Source organism: Carnobacterium viridans (genome assembly GCF_900102725.1).
Taxonomy (GTDB): Bacteria; Bacillota; Bacilli; order Lactobacillales; family Carnobacteriaceae; genus Carnobacterium_B; species Carnobacterium_B viridans.
This window is the reverse complement of the sequence record NZ_FNJW01000008.1, coordinates 590668-606981: the sequence shown is the minus strand read 5'-3', so window position 1 is coordinate 606981 and position 16314 is coordinate 590668. Positions and strand designations below refer to the sequence as shown.

16 protein-coding genes and 2 other annotated features (1 of these 18 only partly in view) are annotated in these 16314 nt (G+C 34.4%); of the genes, 8 read left to right on the top strand and 8 right to left on the bottom strand.

Annotation, left to right across the window (positions count from 1 at the left end; all coding sequences use genetic code 11):
* Positions 1–16: 16 nt before the first annotated feature.
* The 4 genes from BLT48_RS04320 to BLT48_RS04305 all read right to left on the bottom strand — a co-directional run bounded on the left by BLT48_RS04320 (position 17) and on the right by BLT48_RS04305 (position 3826).
* A complete protein-coding gene (locus tag BLT48_RS04320) occupies positions 17–631 on the bottom strand; it encodes a hypothetical protein (protein WP_089975513.1) in 615 nt (204 codons plus the stop codon).
* 199 nt (positions 632–830) lie between these two features.
* Positions 831–1754, bottom strand: coding sequence for a nuclease-related domain-containing protein (locus BLT48_RS04315; protein WP_226776631.1), 924 nt, complete (start codon positions 1752–1754; stop codon positions 831–833).
* Positions 1755–1888: 134 nt separating this feature from the next.
* Entirely contained in the window at positions 1889–3193 is a 1305-nt protein-coding gene (locus tag BLT48_RS04310) for a PTS sugar transporter subunit IIC (protein WP_089975509.1), read from the bottom strand.
* An 18-nt stretch (positions 3194–3211) separates the two neighbouring features.
* Positions 3212–3826, bottom strand: a complete 615-nt coding sequence (locus BLT48_RS04305) for an AAA family ATPase (protein ID WP_089975506.1) — start codon at positions 3824–3826, stop codon at positions 3212–3214.
* Positions 3827–3883: 57 nt separating this feature from the next.
* On the opposite strand from BLT48_RS04305, the gene BLT48_RS04300 reads away from it, so the two are divergent.
* The 4 genes from BLT48_RS04300 to BLT48_RS04285 all read left to right on the top strand — a co-directional run bounded on the left by BLT48_RS04300 (position 3884) and on the right by BLT48_RS04285 (position 7266).
* Positions 3884–4552: a MurR/RpiR family transcriptional regulator gene (locus BLT48_RS04300; RefSeq protein WP_176944065.1), complete on the top strand. Its 669-nt coding sequence runs from the start codon at positions 3884–3886 to the stop codon at positions 4550–4552.
* A 72-nt stretch (positions 4553–4624) separates the two neighbouring features.
* Positions 4625–4863, top strand: a binding site (T-box leader).
* 93 nt (positions 4864–4956) lie between these two features.
* Positions 4957–6102: a 5-methyltetrahydropteroyltriglutamate--homocysteine S-methyltransferase gene (locus BLT48_RS04295; protein WP_089975501.1), complete on the top strand. Its 1146-nt coding sequence runs from the start codon at positions 4957–4959 to the stop codon at positions 6100–6102.
* Positions 6103–6175: 73 nt separating this feature from the next.
* Positions 6176–6853, top strand: coding sequence for a 5'-methylthioadenosine/adenosylhomocysteine nucleosidase (locus BLT48_RS04290; RefSeq protein ID WP_089975498.1), 678 nt, complete (start codon positions 6176–6178; stop codon positions 6851–6853).
* 122 nt (positions 6854–6975) lie between these two features.
* On the top strand, positions 6976–7266 hold the full coding sequence (locus BLT48_RS04285) for a hypothetical protein (protein WP_089975496.1): 291 nt from the start codon (positions 6976–6978) through the stop codon (positions 7264–7266).
* A 133-nt stretch (positions 7267–7399) separates the two neighbouring features.
* Here the strand turns inward: BLT48_RS04285 and BLT48_RS04280 are convergent, their stop codons facing one another.
* Both BLT48_RS04280 and BLT48_RS04275 read right to left on the bottom strand, forming a co-directional pair.
* Positions 7400–8572, bottom strand: coding sequence for an NAD(P)-dependent malic enzyme (locus tag BLT48_RS04280; RefSeq protein WP_089975493.1), 1173 nt, complete (start codon positions 8570–8572; stop codon positions 7400–7402).
* Positions 8573–8583: 11 nt separating this feature from the next.
* Positions 8584–9690: an Ldh family oxidoreductase gene (locus BLT48_RS04275; RefSeq protein ID WP_089975492.1), complete on the bottom strand. Its 1107-nt coding sequence runs from the start codon at positions 9688–9690 to the stop codon at positions 8584–8586.
* A gap of 776 nt (positions 9691–10466) precedes the next feature.
* Here BLT48_RS04275 and BLT48_RS04270 point away from each other — a divergent pair.
* Together BLT48_RS04270 and BLT48_RS04265 are read left to right on the top strand one after the other, a co-directional pair.
* Entirely contained in the window at positions 10467–11642 is a 1176-nt protein-coding gene (locus tag BLT48_RS04270) for an AAA family ATPase (protein WP_176944064.1), read from the top strand.
* On the top strand, positions 11642–12169 hold the full coding sequence (locus BLT48_RS04265; protein WP_035023453.1) for a hypothetical protein: 528 nt from the start codon (positions 11642–11644) through the stop codon (positions 12167–12169). Before BLT48_RS04270 ends, BLT48_RS04265 begins: the two co-directional genes overlap by 1 nt.
* Positions 12170–12262: 93 nt before the next feature.
* Here BLT48_RS04265 and BLT48_RS04260 read toward each other — a convergent pair whose 3' ends face one another.
* Positions 12263–13183: a helix-turn-helix domain-containing protein gene (locus tag BLT48_RS04260; protein WP_089975487.1), complete on the bottom strand. Its 921-nt coding sequence runs from the start codon at positions 13181–13183 to the stop codon at positions 12263–12265.
* An 857-nt stretch (positions 13184–14040) separates the two neighbouring features.
* Here BLT48_RS04260 and BLT48_RS13815 point away from each other — a divergent pair.
* On the top strand, positions 14041–14208 hold the full coding sequence (locus tag BLT48_RS13815) for a hypothetical protein (protein ID WP_176944063.1): 168 nt from the start codon (positions 14041–14043) through the stop codon (positions 14206–14208).
* A gap of 187 nt (positions 14209–14395) precedes the next feature.
* Positions 14396–14941: a sigma-70 family RNA polymerase sigma factor gene (locus BLT48_RS04255; RefSeq protein ID WP_089975484.1), complete on the top strand. Its 546-nt coding sequence runs from the start codon at positions 14396–14398 to the stop codon at positions 14939–14941.
* Positions 14942–15003: 62 nt separating this feature from the next.
* Here BLT48_RS04255 and BLT48_RS04250 read toward each other — a convergent pair whose 3' ends face one another.
* The gene (locus BLT48_RS04250; RefSeq protein ID WP_089975482.1) at positions 15004–15936 is read right to left on the bottom strand and encodes a competence protein ComK; all 933 of its coding nucleotides are present in this window, start codon (positions 15934–15936) and stop codon (positions 15004–15006) included.
* Between the two features lie 309 nt (positions 15937–16245).
* Positions 16246–16314: a binding site (T-box leader), on the top strand; it runs 200 nt beyond the window's last position.

Genomic DNA, 16314 nt, shown 5'->3' with positions numbered 1-16314 from the left:
TCTTGTTTTGTATGGATTATTTGAGCCTTAGTTTTATCATCTCAAAGCCGATTTCCGTTTGAGTTGACGTAACGAGTCTTAGTTTTATCATCTCAAAGTCGATTTCCGTTTGAGTTGACGTAACGAGTCTTAGTTTTATCATCTCAAAGTCGATTTCCGTTTGAGTTAACGTAACGAGCTTTAGTTCGATTAACTCAAGACCGATTTCCGTTTGAGTTAACGTAACGAGCTTTAGTTCGATTAACTCAAAGTCGATTTCTGTTTGAGATGACGTAACGAGCTTTAGTTCGATTAACTCAAAGTCAATTTCTGTTTGAGTTAACGTAACGAGCTTCAGTTCGATTAACTCAAGTCCGATTTCCGTTTGAGTTGACGTAACGAGTCTTAGTTCGATTAACTCAAGTCCGATTTTTGTTTGAGTTAACGTAACGAGCTTTAGTTCGATTAACTCAAGACCGATTTCCGTTTGAGTTAACGTAACGAGCTTTAGTTCGATTAACTCAAAGTCGATTTCTGTTTGAGATGACGTAACGAGCTTTAGTTCGATTAACTCAAAGTCAATTTCTGTTTGAGTTAAGGTAACGAGCTTCGGTTCGATTAACTCAAGTCCGATTTCCGTTTGAGTTAACATAACGAGCTTTAGTTTGATTAACTCAAGTCCGATTTTTGTTTGAGTTGACGTAACGAGCTTCGGTTCGAATAACTTAGAGCAGAATACACGCTTAAAATGGCACTATCTAAGTGATAATGCCAAAATGAACTTGATAGAAAGTACTTAATCGGAGGATACTCGTCTGGTGACGAGTATCTACGTCTTTTATAAGGGTTTTTTATTCGTAATAGGAACCATATGTGACTCCACAAATTTTGTAATTTTTTACTAATATTTTTTGGATTCTTGCCATTGGAATAGTGGAACCAAGCCAATCATATATAATAGGAGTAGTTACTTTCGAATCAGGAAACAATAATTTGAAATCTTCTACTTGACGCAATGCTATTTCTTCGACTGCTACTCGATGACCGCACGCTTTACAGAAGCTGGTTCGTTGAGTAATTACTACATCTGGAGAGCCGCATTTGATACACCATAATCCTTTTTTGAGGGAATCATACGTATAATTCGGAAACTTATGCTGAAAAGCTGATTCATTTTGATGCTCTTTCATTATTTTATCCGCAAGGTAGTGATGTTTTTCCGATAATAATAAAGCACTTCTATTCATTTTGGAAAAGTGCTCTCGAATTTGTGTGGGGAAAATAATTGGACTATCGATTGGTGCGTTATACAGTGTGAAAGCCGAATTTACAAAAATGAGGACAGAATCAAGTTGGAGATTAATATTCCACATATTCAACAATTGCCGCATTTTGATAGAAGTTTCGTCCAATTTATTCAATGGGTTAACGATTTCTTTGCCAGAAAATGTTAAGAATTGATGTGAGTTGAATTTAAAATTTCCTTCATAATTTTTTACTTCAAACAACAAGATTTTGCCGCTTATCAGAATCAATGCATCAACCTGAAATGTGCTGCCTTTTTCTGTAAACAATAAATCATTCAATACTAATGCGTCCCCATCTAAATATTCTTCCAACAGCGAATCAAACAAGATCTCTCCTTCAAATCCTTTTTGCATATTCAACAAATGAATCCTTTCCTCATCAGAAAGTACCATCCGTTTATCTAGAGCTTCCAAGGTAAGTAAATAATTCGATTTGTTCCTTTTTTTGACTACTATTATAATTTCCACCCCCTCTTAAATAAGGTACGCAAAATAGAACTTATAATTTCTATGTATAGATACTGGTATAATGTCTGTTTCTTTAAAAATTAAAAGAATAACCATCAGTTGTCTTTTTAAAGACAACTGATGGTTATTCTCTTTTATTCTTGTATTAGTTCTTCTTTACTCAAGTTACTTTCGTAAATTTTAAAGAACGGGTAGTAGATGAAGATACTTAAGATAATCAAAGCGCAATAAAAGAGAATGTTTCTGAAGTCCATTGTTGCCAAGTAAGCTTGTGCAAAAAGTGGAGTGAAAGAAGGATCAATAATATACCCCATTGAAATAATACCGCTTAGTTGAGCATAATAGGTCAAGACTAAGTTAATGATTGGAGTGATTAAAAAGGGAATAGCCAAGATGGGATTAAATACAATAGGTAATCCAAAGATAATTGGCTCGTTGATTCCGCAGATTCCTGGGACAATCGAAATTTTACTTAAGGTTTTAAGATGAGTCAATTTGCTGCGCATCATTAAAATAATCAAGCCCAATGTTCCACCAGCACCGCCTAAAACAGAAATCCGGAACATTTGTAGGTTCATAGCAACATCTGGTTGTTGCCCATTAGCAACTAATTCGCTATTGATACCGGTATTGGCAATTCCAATTGAGAAAAGAATCGGAAAAATGATAGAAGAGCCGTTGATACCGAACAACCATAAAAAATTACCAAACGTGACGATAGCAATAAAGCCCCATAAGTTTCCAGCAAAGCCTAAAGCAGGTGTTAGAATCAACATAATAAATTCTGGGAAAGTACTACCAGTTAAAGCAATAATGATTAAATTTGCTCCATAAATAAGGATGATATTTAACAGTAAGGGAAATAATGAATTGACAAAAGCCGTAACTGCAGGAGGAATAGAATCGGGCATAGTAATTTTCCAATTAAGCCGTTCTACCATTCGGGTAACTTCCACAACCACTAAACCAATGATAATAGCAACGAATAAGCCGTTAGTGCCAAGAAACTCAGTTGAAATTTGTCCATCAACACTATTAGCAGCTACTAGCATGAAAATCGAAACAGACATCATCCCATTCATTGCTGCATTTAATTGATAGTCACTAGCCAGCGAATAGGCAATACCAAAAGCACAAATTAAACCAAAAATACCCATCGTCATATTATATGGTGCAGTTAGAAGGTCATAATTGGCAACGGCAAATTCTTTCCAACTTGCTAAAAATCGCATGAAAAAGTTTGCTGTTTCTGGATTGTATAAATCTAGATTGATTGGAGGGTTGGCAAAAATTAAGAACAAAGAACCAACCACAATGAAAGGCAATCCGAACATCATCCCTGTAGATATAGCTTTTAAATGGATTTGATTACCCAGTTTAGCTCCTATTGGACTTAAAACTTGGTCTAATTTTTCTAGAAAAGTATCATTCTTTTTCATGGCTATTCTCCTTGTTTTTTAAATTTGCCAGCTATTAAAGATAAATGCGTTGGGTGTAACGTTATTTGGATCATATTTTTTTAAAATTTCTTCATAATCTTCTTTATAATGGTTTGTTACTTCCATTTGTGGGATAACTTTGCTGGCTTCATTTAAGAAATGAAATGAATCACGACCCATTTCCATTCCACGGGTAGTGTGTTTGTCTAGAGCGAAATCAGGAATCTCTGGAACGTATCCCATAGCAAAACTTTTAATGACGATATTTTTTAATAAATCAGTAGAACGATCTTTTTCGGATTCAGTTAAGACGCGAATAGCATGAAAGAAAAACATTGCGCGATCGGATTCATTATAAGGGAATTCTTTGCGCATTTGATTAAAGTTGTTCACCATAACCGCTGCGTTAGGATTTCCCATTCCAATGTCTTCTACTGAGATGGCAAGTAATCTACGCCATAATTTTTCTTCAAATTGTGGTGAAGTAATATACATTTCATATGCGAATTCACATGCTTCTTTAGTTAAACCACGTCGAATGCATTTTTGTAAACCAGAAATCACTTCATCTCCGATTAGATTATTTCTAGTTGTCGTTCTAGCCCAAGGGTCGGCAATATATTTTTTTTCCATTTGAATTATCTCCATTCCTTTTTCTTGTGATATGATGGTACTTAAGAGGTGAAAAAATTGAATATTCAAAACTTAGCAAATAAATTTAATTTAAATGAAACAGAAAAAAATATCCTTTTATTTATTGAACATCATGCTAAAGACATAAAAGAATTAGGAATTCGTGGTGTTGCTAAGCAATGTTATACTTCGCCAGCTACGATTGTGAATCTGGCTAAAAAAATGAATTTTTCTGGCTATAGTGAACCTGTATTTAAAATGAAAGAAAACAAATTAATAGAAAATGATGCTAATTTGGCTGAAGTTACGGATTTACCTTTTTATCAAAAGTTGTCTGATCGTTATTTTAGTGAATTTGAGCAGATTTTAAATGATTATAAGGATAAAACAATCATGATATTGGGTTCTGGATTTTCTCAAATCATCGCGAATTATATCAACGAATCGCTCATTCTTAATGGCTTTCGAAGTATTACGAATTCCCATTTAGAATTGATCCGAAAAGAATATGCTGGTGAAACGTTAATTATAGTTGTCACTGAATCGGGTGAAACTTCCCGTTTAAAAGAACTCGTCAAACAATCTTATGAAAATGGTGTTGAGGTTTTGAGCTTTGTAGGGAATCCTAATTCAGGAATAGCAAACTATTCGAGACTGACTGTCGCTACTCATGATGACATCCAGTTTTCCAGTACTCCATATGATCCTCATTTATTTTACGCTTGACATTATGAAGAAATGATGATAAATTTATGTGAATTAGTAATCTTATTTTAATTAAATTGAAATCAATTAGAAAAATAGTCTATGAAGAGAAGAGTAACTGATTAAATCTGTTAAAGAGAGCCCGGATGGTGAGAAAGGGCACGAGATTGAAGCGGTGAAGATGAACTCTGAGAATTTGTGTGGTTCACGCTGCTCAAACGGTCGCAACCGTTACATTGTCGGGTTTCAGCCTTAACAGGCGGAACTGCTGAGGTGATAGTTAAGAGACTGTCACGAATTAGGGTGGTAACACGGAAATATCCGTCCCTTTGTTTATCAATAGTTGATAAGCAAAGGGATGGGTATTTTTTTATGGAAAAATATCTGTTCATTAGACAAATAAAAAATTATTGGAGGAATGAATCATGACAGAAAAAATTAAAACAAAAGGCAGAACAACGTCACCATTTCGTTACGATATTGTAGGAAGTTATTTAAGACCTAAAACATTAAAAGAAGCACGAGCAGCTTTTCAAAACAATCAAATTACAGCTGAAGAGCTCAAAGCAGTAGAAGATCGTGAAATCATTGACTTGATCAAAAAACAAGAAGCAGCAGGATTAAAAGCTGTAACAGATGGAGAATTTCGTCGCAGCTGGTGGCATCTAGATTTCTTTTGGGGATTTAATGGCATTAGTAAATTTGAAGAAGGAGGTTATCAGTTTGCTGATGAGCATACAAGAGCAGAAACAGCAAAAGTGACCGGACTTATTTCAGGAGAAAAGCACCCATTTGTTGAAGACTTCAAATTTACTCGCGAGCATACTTCAGAAAACATTGAAGTCAAACAAACTATTCCTGCGCCAGCACAATGCATAAAAGAATTATTAAGTCCGGGAAACGTTGAAGCAACACGTCAATTCTATCCGACAGATAAACAGCTTGTCGAAGCAGTTGCGAATGCTTATCAACAAGTCATTCACGATTTATACAAAGCAGGAGCCCGTACGATACAACTGGATGATTGTACTTGGGGTATGTTGGTAGCGAGGGAGCTGCCAGGCACAGATGCAACAAATAGCGATGAAGTTAGAGAAACACTTAAGGCCTTGTATCTTGAAGTCAATAATGCAGCAATAGCTGGTTTTCCTGATGATTTAACGGTAAATACGCATGTTTGTCGCGGCAATTTTCATTCAACTTGGGTTGCAACAGGAGCTTATGATACCGTAGCAACACCATTGTTTGATCAAGAAAATGTTCAAGCTTATTATTTGGAATATGATACGGATCGTTCTGGTGGATTTGAACCTTTAGCAAAAGTCTCTGACAATAAATTAGTTGTTTTAGGACTTGTAACGTCTAAAAGCGGCGAATTAGAAGATCGCCAAGCGGTTATTGCTCGCGTCAAGGAAGCGGCTAAGTATGTTACGCTTGATCGCTTATGCTTAAGTACACAATGCGGTTTTGCCTCAACGGAAGAAGGCAATATTCTTACAGAAGAACAACAATGGAAAAAAGTTGAATTTGTTAAATCAGTTGCTGAAGAAATTTGGGGAGAAGAAGCGTAGACACATAAACAGATAATAGTTTGAAATTGAAAATTGATGAGGTGACGCATCGATAAATAAAAAGAGGTGGAAAATGAAAATTGGAATCATTGTTGCCATGGAAGAAGAATTGGCACCATTATTAGAACAACTAAATACTGAGTTAGTAGATAGTCGCAAAAAAATTGAAGTAAGAAACGGCTCTTATAAACAGCATGAATTAATTATCGTGCGTTGCGGAATTGGTAAAGTGAATGCTTCTATTGGGGCATCTATTTTACTTGAGAATTATCAAGTAGATTTATTTATAAACTATGGCGTAGTTGGTTCATTATCAGATACACTAACAATTGGTGACGTATTATACGTTGACAACTTTACTTATCATGATGCGGATGCAACGATATTTGGTTATGTAAAAGGTCAAATTCCTCAGATGCCAGCGTCGTACTCAGCTGATGTATCAAAATATGTCATTGACGTAGAAACAGCATATAAGGTGAAAATCGGTCACCTTATCACGTCAGATTCATTTTATGCTGATGACCATAAAATCAAAGAAGTGAAACAGCACTTTCCTGAAGCTGTGATTCTAGATATGGAAGCTGCTGCAATTGCACAAACGATTTCTTATCGAGACTATGAATTACTTTCTATAAAATCAATTTCGGATAGTGCTGGTGCTTCAGCAGATGAAGCTTTCAATGATAATTTAGCCTTATCAGCAAAAAATGTGACCGATGCTGTTTTAAAAACACTAGCTAGTCTTTAAATAGACTAGCACTCGAATTAGCAAATGATTTTAAACCTGTCTGAAATATGAGTGTTCTACTCGTCCAGTTTCCAAAGGTATGTTATGATTTACTTAAAGACAGAACTTTTGGAGGAAACACAATGGAAATGACACTATATCGTACGATTCATGTAAAAACCCCTGATGAGAAAGTAATTACATTGCAAAAACCTTTTGAGTCTTCTAGTATTCCTCAAGAAGGAGATTTTATCAAAGATTCTATGTTTGTGGATCCCGATGAAATTGAGGTAATTTCAGTAGATAAAAATGAAGCAGAACAGACTGTTGCTATCCATTTAAGACCGATAGAAATGAACTATGCGACAGATGAACATAATCAAAACATGGTGAATGCTTATAAGGCAAATAATTGGTTAAGTGATATGTATTAAAAATTAATATGTACAAAAGCTTTCTTCGTTATAAGAGCAGAGTTTAATAAATTTGATATTAAAAGAAAAAAGTCTATTAACCACCAATTTAGTAAATGGTAGTTAATAGACTTTTTTTGTAGAGTAAGAGATCTTAAATTCGATTAACTCTTGTCTTAATAGCAGCTTCTTTAACGGCTTTAGTAACGGCAGGACAGACTCGTGGGTCTAAAGCACCAGGAATGACGTAATCTGCTCTTAATTCATCAGTGGCAATAAGGGAAGCGATCGCATGAGAGGCTGCGACTTTCATAGCCTCGTTGATATCGGAAGCTCGAACACTGAGTGCACCTTTAAAAATTCCAGGGAAAGCTAAGACATTATTGATTTGGTTAGGAAAATCGCTGCGCCCAGTCCCTATAACAGCAACACCAGATTCAGTTGCCAAATCAGGCATAATCTCCGGTACAGGATTTGCCATAGCAAAAACAATCGGATCTGGCTTCATGTTCTGAATCATCTCTAGTGTTAAGATGTTTGCGACAGATACGCCGATAAAAACATCCGCGTCTTGTAACGCGTGACTCAAGTTGCCATGCTGGTTCGTTAAATTGGTAACGGTGGTCATGTGCTGTTGTTCATTGTTTAAGTTAGGAGTATCATTTGCTAAAATACCAGCTTTATCGGTTAAAATTAAATTGCGTACACCGAAGTTTAAGAGGTGTTTTGCGACAGCGATACCGGCTGATCCTGCTCCATTAACAACGACTTTGATCGTTTCAAAAGATTTATGAACTAATTTTAATGCATTAATCAATCCGGCTGCAACGACGATAGCGGTTCCGTGTTGATCATCATGAAACACTGGGATATCCAATGAAGCTTTCAAGCGACGCTCAACTTCAAAACATTCAGGAGCTGCGATATCTTCAAGATTAATTCCACCAAAACTGTTCCCGATCTGCTCGATAGTTTGTACAATGATGTCTACCTCTTTTGATTGAATAGTGATAGGAAAAGCATCAATATCTGCAAAAGCTTTAAACAACACACATTTGCCTTCCATGACTGGCATAGATGCTGTGGGGCCGATAGAACCTAAACCAAGCACTGCAGTTCCATTCGTAATGACTGCAACCAAGTTGTTTTTACGTGTCAGTTCATAAGCTTTATCCGGGTTTTCTTCAATGGTCAAGCAAGCTTCCGCTACGCCTGGAGTATAAGCAAGTGCGAGGTCTTCACGAGTAATTAACGGTACTCGGCTATTGATTTCAAATTTTCCATTCCATTCATAATGTTTCGCTAAGGCTTCTTTTTTATTATCCATAGTAATCTCCCTTACTGTTCAAATGGGAAGCGGTAATCCGTTAATCCAGCATCATCGCGAATCGCAATCAGTTCTTTTTGAACCGGTTCGCTAACAGGTAAACCTGTTTTTTTGCGCTCTTGCCAAATCAAATATTCTTTTTCACCAGCAGTATAGATTCGTTCTGCACCTGGAGCTTTTTCTGCAGCGCGCAATTCACGCATGATATCACCGGCTGTTTTTTTGAAACTGTCTAGTCCCATAAAGGCTTCAGTATCAATGGCAATGAAGAAGTGGCCTAAATGGAATTTTATTTTTTCTCCGTGTTCTCCAATGCCAGATAATAAGCTTAAGAAATTCCCTTGTTGTAAAGCAGAAGAAAGCACTTCAACGATGGTGGCATAACCGTATCCTTTATAACCAGAAAGGTTTTCTCCAATGCCTCCCAATGGAGCAAGAGCAGCTTCGCCAGATTGAAGTGCCTTCAAAATAGTAGGCGAATCGGTCAGTGCAGATCCATCATGTCCAATTACGGTGCCAGCTGGAGTATCTTTTCCTTCACGTTCATAAAGTTCAATTTTTCCTCGTTGAATAATAGAAGTGGCGCAGTCAAGTGAGAATGGAAATTCCTCATCTGTAGGAAAGCTTACCGTCAAGGGATTGGTACCCAGTTTATTTTGCACACTAAACGTTGGCGCAATAGAAGGGCGGGCATTTGTTCCTGTCATCCCAATACAACCAGCGTTTGCTGCCATATCAGTGTAGTAACCGGCAATGCCAAAGTGTGTCGAGTTTCTCACTGCGACCATACCCATACCATATTGTTTAGCTTTATCAATTGCCATTTGCATCGAACGGTGAGCAATCACTTGTCCCATGCCATCATGGCCATCAACTACAGCAGTTGTTGGAGTTTCGCGTACGATTTCGAATTCCGTGATTGGATTTTGAATCCCATCTTTGATTCGATCAATATAAATTGGTTTAAAGCGATTGACTCCATGACTTTCAATCCCTTTTTTATCAGATTGCAATAGAACATCGGTACAAATTTTTGCATCGGCTTCTGGAATCCCATAAGCCATAAAAGCTTTTTCAACAAACTCAGTCAAAAAATCCCATTCCACAAAACTTGACATACTGTTGTCCTCCTTGATTTTTTTGTGTATAAATGAACAAAGAAACGTAAGAAAACGCTTTCTTTAACGCTGCTAGTTTAGCATAGATGTCTCAGAAACTCAATCATATTCATGGTAGGGAAAAAGAGAGTAAGGAATAGCTTATTTTAATGACTGGATGTGGAGATATTTTTTGTTACACTAAAGTTGAAATAACTATTAACTGTTCATTAATAGAATAAGATTTACAATCAGCAAAATAAGACACAATTAAAACTTGAAAAAGCAAAAATAACAATTCGAGAAAATGAAAAAGAACTGGGGAAATTATTTATTTATTTTCATAGTGACTATGCTGTTCATGAATCAGTTCTTGAAGAAGGCATTTTCGACGAAGTGTTACGTAATCAACGAACCAAACCATTTTATGTACCAGAACAAAAAGAGTTGATGAAAGGGTATCAATATTAATGAATTTTAAAGAGTTCACGCAAACGGTAGAGGAACAATTGCTAGTGATGACAGAACAAGAGAAGTTAAATTCGTATTAATATATAGTTAACCGTTTATAGCCATTTGTGCTGACTAAATTGCTTTTCCACACCTCACGTACCACATTGAAGAATGACACTATAAAACGACTTTAGCTCTAATAAAAGAGTTAGGTCGTTTTTATTTGAATAATTTTAATAAACGATTAAGTTGTTTAAAAATGTTAAAAACTCAATTAAATATCAAAAAGTTAGATGTTTAAACGTATATTTCGTTTGTAATAAAAATGATGAATGATATACTATATGAAAGAGGTGAATGAGATGAAATTGCTTAAAATAATTGTAGAAGGAAACAATATCTTTAAAGATGGGATAATTGAATTTGATTTTACCGCTCAAGATAAAGTTATCGATAAAGAAAATCTAAATCATTTATTTTCCAACATCTATTCTCAAAATAGTTTTGCAATTGCTGGTATTAATGCATCTGGTAAAACAACCGTTTTAAACTATCTATCCATTATTTTCGATGTATTTTTTAGAAATAAACAGTTAAATGAAGTTGACGGGAAGTATTTGCTTGGAGATAGGATTCAATTTACAGTTTTTTATTATGATAACAATCATATATTTAAATTAGATTCAACAGTTAAACTTAATGAAACTAATGAATATGAGTTTGTTGAAGAAACAATCAGAGTTAAAGATAGCAAAAAAGTGACATCTAAGAAAGAATTGTATGTATTTCATGATAAAGAACTGTTAGTTATACGATCAGATCTTGATCAAAAGTATTTAGCTAAAGATATCAGTATTAATGTTGTTCAAACAAAAAACAATCCGATGTATGTTGGGAATTCTTTAAATTTAACAAACTATAATTTTTATATGCCCAATTGGAATGTTCCTCAAGAAGTCATCAAATTTTTTGATTCAAGTATTGAATATGTACGAAATGCTCATAATGGCGGAACCTATTTAAAATTCTATCATCAACAAGAAATTTTTATCAGCAGCATTCTAGAATTAGAAAAATATTTATCATCAGGAACGATAAAAGGAATTAATGTTTTTAGTCTAATTATTTCATCTATAGAAAATGGAGGATATGTTTTAATAGATGAAATTGAAAATCACTTTAATAAAACAATTATAACAACGATTTTTAATTTATTTAAAGATGAAAAACTAAATCCTAATGGAGCTACTTTGATTTTTTCAACACATTATAGTGAGCTTTTAGATGAATTCAACCGAAAAGATAATATATACATTACCTTAAAAGATCGTAATAATCAGAGCCAAAATGAGCTTGTCAATTATTCTGATAAAGTAAAAAGAAACGATTTGAAAAAAAGCGAAGTCTATCTTTCAAATTATATTAAGGGGACAGCTCCCCAATATAGAGCAACAATGGAACTGAAAAAGTATATCAAAGGATTAGCGAATGAAGAAACTGTTAAAAATGGTAAAAATTAATGGGAGAAATTATTGCCTGTATATATGAAGGAACAGCTGAAAAAGTAATAATTGAAATCTTGTTGGATGCAAATAAATTGATTTTTAACAAAGAAGATCTTTTAAATGAAGAACTAATTAAGAGAATCAAACCAAAGCAGTTTCAATCTAACTATTTAAATCAAGATTATGAAAAAAAGATAAAGGTTATCCGCGTAATCGATAAAAAAAATGAAGGTTTTAAAATATCTGCACCATATGAAGAGCAGGTAAGTGAAGTTGTACCCATTATTACAAGACCCGAAATAGAAATTTTAGTTATTATAGGAATGGGTCAATACGATAGATTTAAACGACAGTCGAGTAAAGGATACCAAAAGCCAAGTGATTATTGTAAACAAGTGATGAACATAAAAAATGTAAAAACTGAAAAATTTATGCGACATCATTTTTCAGATGTTGATTATTTAATAAGATGTTTACAGGAGTATCATTCTAAGATTGATTTAAAATCAGGAGAACAAGATTTCACTACATTATTGAGGTAAAAGATTAATCGAGTTAGGAATTTTTAAAAAATGGGTAAAAAAACTGCCGAAAGATTTTTCAATCGGCAGTTTTTTTGTTTCTAAGTTAATTGTTTAGTTTGTTATAAGTTCATCTTTTATTTCATCAGCGGGGTATTGCGAATAAAGATTCAAAAAGTTTTCGGGGTCTTTTAATACTGATTCTTTTAAGTTTTGTTTATCTAAACTGTCAAAAATACGAACAGCTCGATCAATGAGTCCAGGTTCAGATGTATCATCGACTTTTTTCATACAGACTTCTTTACGAACCAAGGCAGTCGCAAGCATAACCGCATAATCCATCCGAGCACTTTCAGTCTCCATTTGCTTGATGTAAAACAAGGCTTGTTCGTATTTTTGGTCCATCATCAGGAGATTGGTTAAATGCAGTAAGAAACTAATTTTTAAATTCCTCGCTTCATCAAGATGCTGGTATTGAGTTAATGTTTCAAGGGCTCTTTCTGTAAATAGAGCAGCAGTGTCACTGTCGAATAAGTACAAAATGCTATTGATAATGTGCAATTCAGCTAGGTACCATTTATCCAATGTTTCCATTCTATTCCACACTTCTTGAGCATAATCTTTAGCTTTAGCTAAATTTTGTTCCTCAAATAAAACCGCATATCCACGACAAGCATTTAAAATGTCAAGGGTCAATTGATCGTAGCGGTCTTGCACCAATAGTTCGCCTTTTTCAATGATTTCATAAATTAATTCAAGTGTTGGATTTTTATCTAATTGTTTAAACAAATAAAGAATCGTTTCTTTCTGTCCTAATTCAAAGTCGTTTAATAAATAGATGAATTCTTCGTGAGACATATCCATATGATCCAAAATAGCGAGATATTTGGAAAGTGTAGGAGTGATATCATCATTTTCAAACTTTGTATACGTTGAACGAGCCATAGTATGATCTGAAACTTCTTTTTGTGTATAGCCTTTATTTTCTCTGATTTTCTTTAATGTAGAACCAATGGGAACATTTGTGTCAGTCATTTGACAGCCTCCTAGAAATAAGTCCAGTTATTATTGTAACGTTTGGTCGTGTAGCTGTTAATACCCGTTATACTAATTATAGAGTTGATTCAAGTTTAGATAGATCAATCAAACTCATATTAAAAAACATTACACGAGTTGTACATAGAAAGTAGGGATAAGTTATTACGAACAAAGAGCAACTAATTAAACCAAACAGTACTCAACAAACAGACTACTTTTATGTCATAAAGGGAAGACATGAAACCATATGGCTAACCGTCGATGCTGACGATGTTTTAATAAATGCTGATGGTGATATAGATTGTCCAATCGATACAGTCCTGCGTAAGAACAACTATACGTTTGATGATTTAAACAGTTGGATAGCTAAGGAAATCCATTTTTTTGTTGTTAAGAATAATGTTGAACAAATCCTTCAAACGATTCATTTAAATGTGAATCTTTAAACGAATTCAAATTATTTTAGCATAAACGCTATTGGAAAAGATTAAAAATCAAAAAAATTGAATTAAATTTTTTTTAGTAATGAACAAATTATGACAAAGCCAGTAAAAGCCTGTTTGATTTATTAGAAAATAAGATTACGTAAAGATGATGTTTAATAATTATTCAAAGTTTATTGCTAAGAAAATCAAAAAATTGAATACATTAGTAAAAGTTAAACTGAGAGGCAGAGCTCAGTTTTTTTGTCTATTTGGTGTCAATTGCTCTAAAACGATTGATTAACTGGTGGATTGCGTTAAACTAGCTCGTTCTAGTGAGCAACGATCATTCAGACTGACGTTGCCGGAAGAATTAAAGTTGAACCAAAAGCAGTTAAAGTGAGCGAAAAGCTTCAGTTTAGGTTGCATTCAATGGGAAATGAACAGTTGACAAATGTAACAGTTGTTTATCGTTCGTTGCCTAAAGAGGGTGAATCAATAGAACAACAGTTGTTACTGTCTTTAACATTTAATGAAACAACAAAGGCCTATGAAGGAGAATTGGCTTCTGTCACCAATAATTTAATGGCGATTGAGTGATTTCTTCATCATTAATGATGGATTTATTTTTAAATTTTTAAAAAAACAGCAATGGCTTTCAAAGTCTCTTTAATAAGAGATTTTGGAGGCATTTTTGTCTAGTTTGGTTTCTTGTTGATTTTGCGAGTAAGCTTTATGCTCTAAGAGTACAAGGCCTTGTAACACTAGTGCAAAGGATTTGAACCAAATGATAAGGAAACTAAGTGAAGAAATGGAAAAAGCATTTTTTGATCAGCATTCAGGAGTCGTCCATGGGGTATTGAAGAAATTAGGTGTGAGCCGGAATCATTCAGACTACGATGATTTTGTGCAACAAGGTTTGCTGAAATTGGTGGAAGCATACGAAACGTTCCCAAAAGATTTAGAGCAGGCAGAATATCTGTATCAATTTACTGGTTTTGCATACACTAAGGTTCGCTGGAAAATGTTGGATTTGTTAAGGAGACAACAACGAAAATGGGAAAGTGAAATGCCTTGGCCAGAAGATTTGGTTAAGCAGCAGCCAGATACACATTTGCCATTCGAACAAGCCTATCAAGAGATGGATTTATTGAAAGAAATGCTGCCATTGCTGACTAAAAACGAACAATCTTATTTATTAGACACTGTGGTCACTGGTTTATCGGTTACAGAAATTGCTAAAAAGCAAGGAGTAAGTCGGAAAACAGTCTATCAATGGAAAAAGAAAGTGGCTGTAAAGTTGAATCATTTTTTACTTATTTTGAAAGACTAATAGAACTTTAAACCATAAGAACAGCCTATGCGGATCAAAAATAATCGCATAAGCTGTTCTTGTTAGTCGTGGAAATAAGTTGGCTTGAACTTTAAACTTAAAGAAAAATCTTCTCTGATCTCATCAATATACGGGTTCCCTTCTCCGAGAATCGTTTCAAGGGATTCATTTGCACGATAAATGGTTAGATAATTGATGAGTGTTTCTATTGGAGAAAGCACGGATAGGAAAGTTGAAGCTTTTACACGTCTTTGCACGATATTCAGCTCATCCGTAAAATGAGGTGTGTGAGTAAAATGCAAAAGTCCAATAATGTCATCAATTACATTTTGCTGAAGAAAAGAAAGTTTTGCAGAACGTTCTACTTGTTCGTTAAAGCTGCGAGCTGAAATAAAAAGCTTCAATTCATGGCCATCCCGGAAGTAGACGTGCATACTATTTTCTTTTTTATCTTCCACAGCATCAAGCACATGATGAAGCCCATACCAGCTGGTAGAGTCGTTGGATGAGCCTTTCTCAGGTACAAATATTTGATAGCCTGAGACAAACGGACAGCGGTGATGAAATCCTAAACTTTTACCAATCGATTGAATGGTTTGGTAATTTAGCGGACGTTTGCTGAAGTAACGGTTCATAATGGTACGAGAATTTTCCTTTGTTTTTAAAGGTGGAGTTCCTAACTGGAAAACAATGGTATTAAATAAAGTATCTTTGACATCACGAATATCCTTTATGTAATAGGTGTTCTCGTTCAATAAAATGTGGGAGTGTTCAAAACTTATGGCTAGCAAGGCGGAAAGAGTCTTGTCTGTAATCAACAAAGGTTTGATCGGTATTCGAGTAAATGACGTTTCATAATAGTAATGTGAGTCGCTATTTTCGTTTTGAAGAGGCGTATAATTAGGTGTTGCTATTTTTTTATTAAATTGATAATAAGTCGTTCTCAAATTATTATAATATTCCTTGTGATGATTACAGTCAAAATCTTCTTTCATCCTGCTGGCCCCATTTCATGTGTCAATTTGTTAAAAACGTAACATGACTTAATTGTAAACGTTAACAATTGATGCGGCATTAGATAGTTAATGATTTTAATTAAATTATAACTGTTCTTTAATTAATTTCTCCTTAACCTTTTGAGAATTAGTTTAAGTAACTCTAAATGTTTAAGGGAAAATGGTAATTAATTTTAATTGCTAAGGGATAAATCAATTAATTGAAAAGAGAGTGTTGACAAAAAAATAACAGACTGTTATAGTGAATAAAATTACATTTTGATTGCAAAATGATTAGAATTTCTGTTAATAAACACAACGAAGAGAAGAGTACATTTTATGCGAAACTTATAGAGAGCCTCTAATGGTGAAAAAAGG

What these genes read in the sequence shown, in the direction of transcription:
- BLT48_RS04320 (WP_089975513.1), bottom strand. Translation starts at nt 631, where the DNA reads ATGTTAACTCAAACGGAAATCGGACTTGAGTTAATCGAACCGAAGCTC.
- BLT48_RS04310 (WP_089975509.1), bottom strand. Translation starts at nt 3,193, where the DNA reads ATGAAAAAGAATGATACTTTTCTAGAAAAATTAGACCAAGTTTTAAGT.
- BLT48_RS04305 (WP_089975506.1), bottom strand. Translation starts at nt 3,826, where the DNA reads ATGGAAAAAAAATATATTGCCGACCCTTGGGCTAGAACGACAACTAGA.
- BLT48_RS04295 (WP_089975501.1), top strand. Translation starts at nt 4,957, where the DNA reads ATGACAGAAAAAATTAAAACAAAAGGCAGAACAACGTCACCATTTCGT.
- BLT48_RS04290 (WP_089975498.1), top strand. Translation starts at nt 6,176, where the DNA reads ATGAAAATTGGAATCATTGTTGCCATGGAAGAAGAATTGGCACCATTA.
- BLT48_RS04285 (WP_089975496.1), top strand. Translation starts at nt 6,976, where the DNA reads ATGGAAATGACACTATATCGTACGATTCATGTAAAAACCCCTGATGAG.
- BLT48_RS04280 (WP_089975493.1), bottom strand. Translation starts at nt 8,572, where the DNA reads ATGGATAATAAAAAAGAAGCCTTAGCGAAACATTATGAATGGAATGGA.
- BLT48_RS04275 (WP_089975492.1), bottom strand. Translation starts at nt 9,690, where the DNA reads ATGTCAAGTTTTGTGGAATGGGATTTTTTGACTGAGTTTGTTGAAAAA.
- BLT48_RS04270 (WP_176944064.1), top strand. Translation starts at nt 10,467, where the DNA reads ATGAAAGAGGTGAATGAGATGAAATTGCTTAAAATAATTGTAGAAGGA.
- BLT48_RS04265 (WP_035023453.1), top strand. Translation starts at nt 11,642, where the DNA reads ATGGGAGAAATTATTGCCTGTATATATGAAGGAACAGCTGAAAAAGTA.
- BLT48_RS04260 (WP_089975487.1), bottom strand. Translation starts at nt 13,183, where the DNA reads ATGACTGACACAAATGTTCCCATTGGTTCTACATTAAAGAAAATCAGA.
- BLT48_RS13815 (WP_176944063.1), top strand. Translation starts at nt 14,041, where the DNA reads ATGGGAAATGAACAGTTGACAAATGTAACAGTTGTTTATCGTTCGTTG.
- BLT48_RS04255 (WP_089975484.1), top strand. Translation starts at nt 14,396, where the DNA reads ATGATAAGGAAACTAAGTGAAGAAATGGAAAAAGCATTTTTTGATCAG.
- BLT48_RS04250 (WP_089975482.1), bottom strand. Translation starts at nt 15,936, where the DNA reads ATGAAAGAAGATTTTGACTGTAATCATCACAAGGAATATTATAATAAT.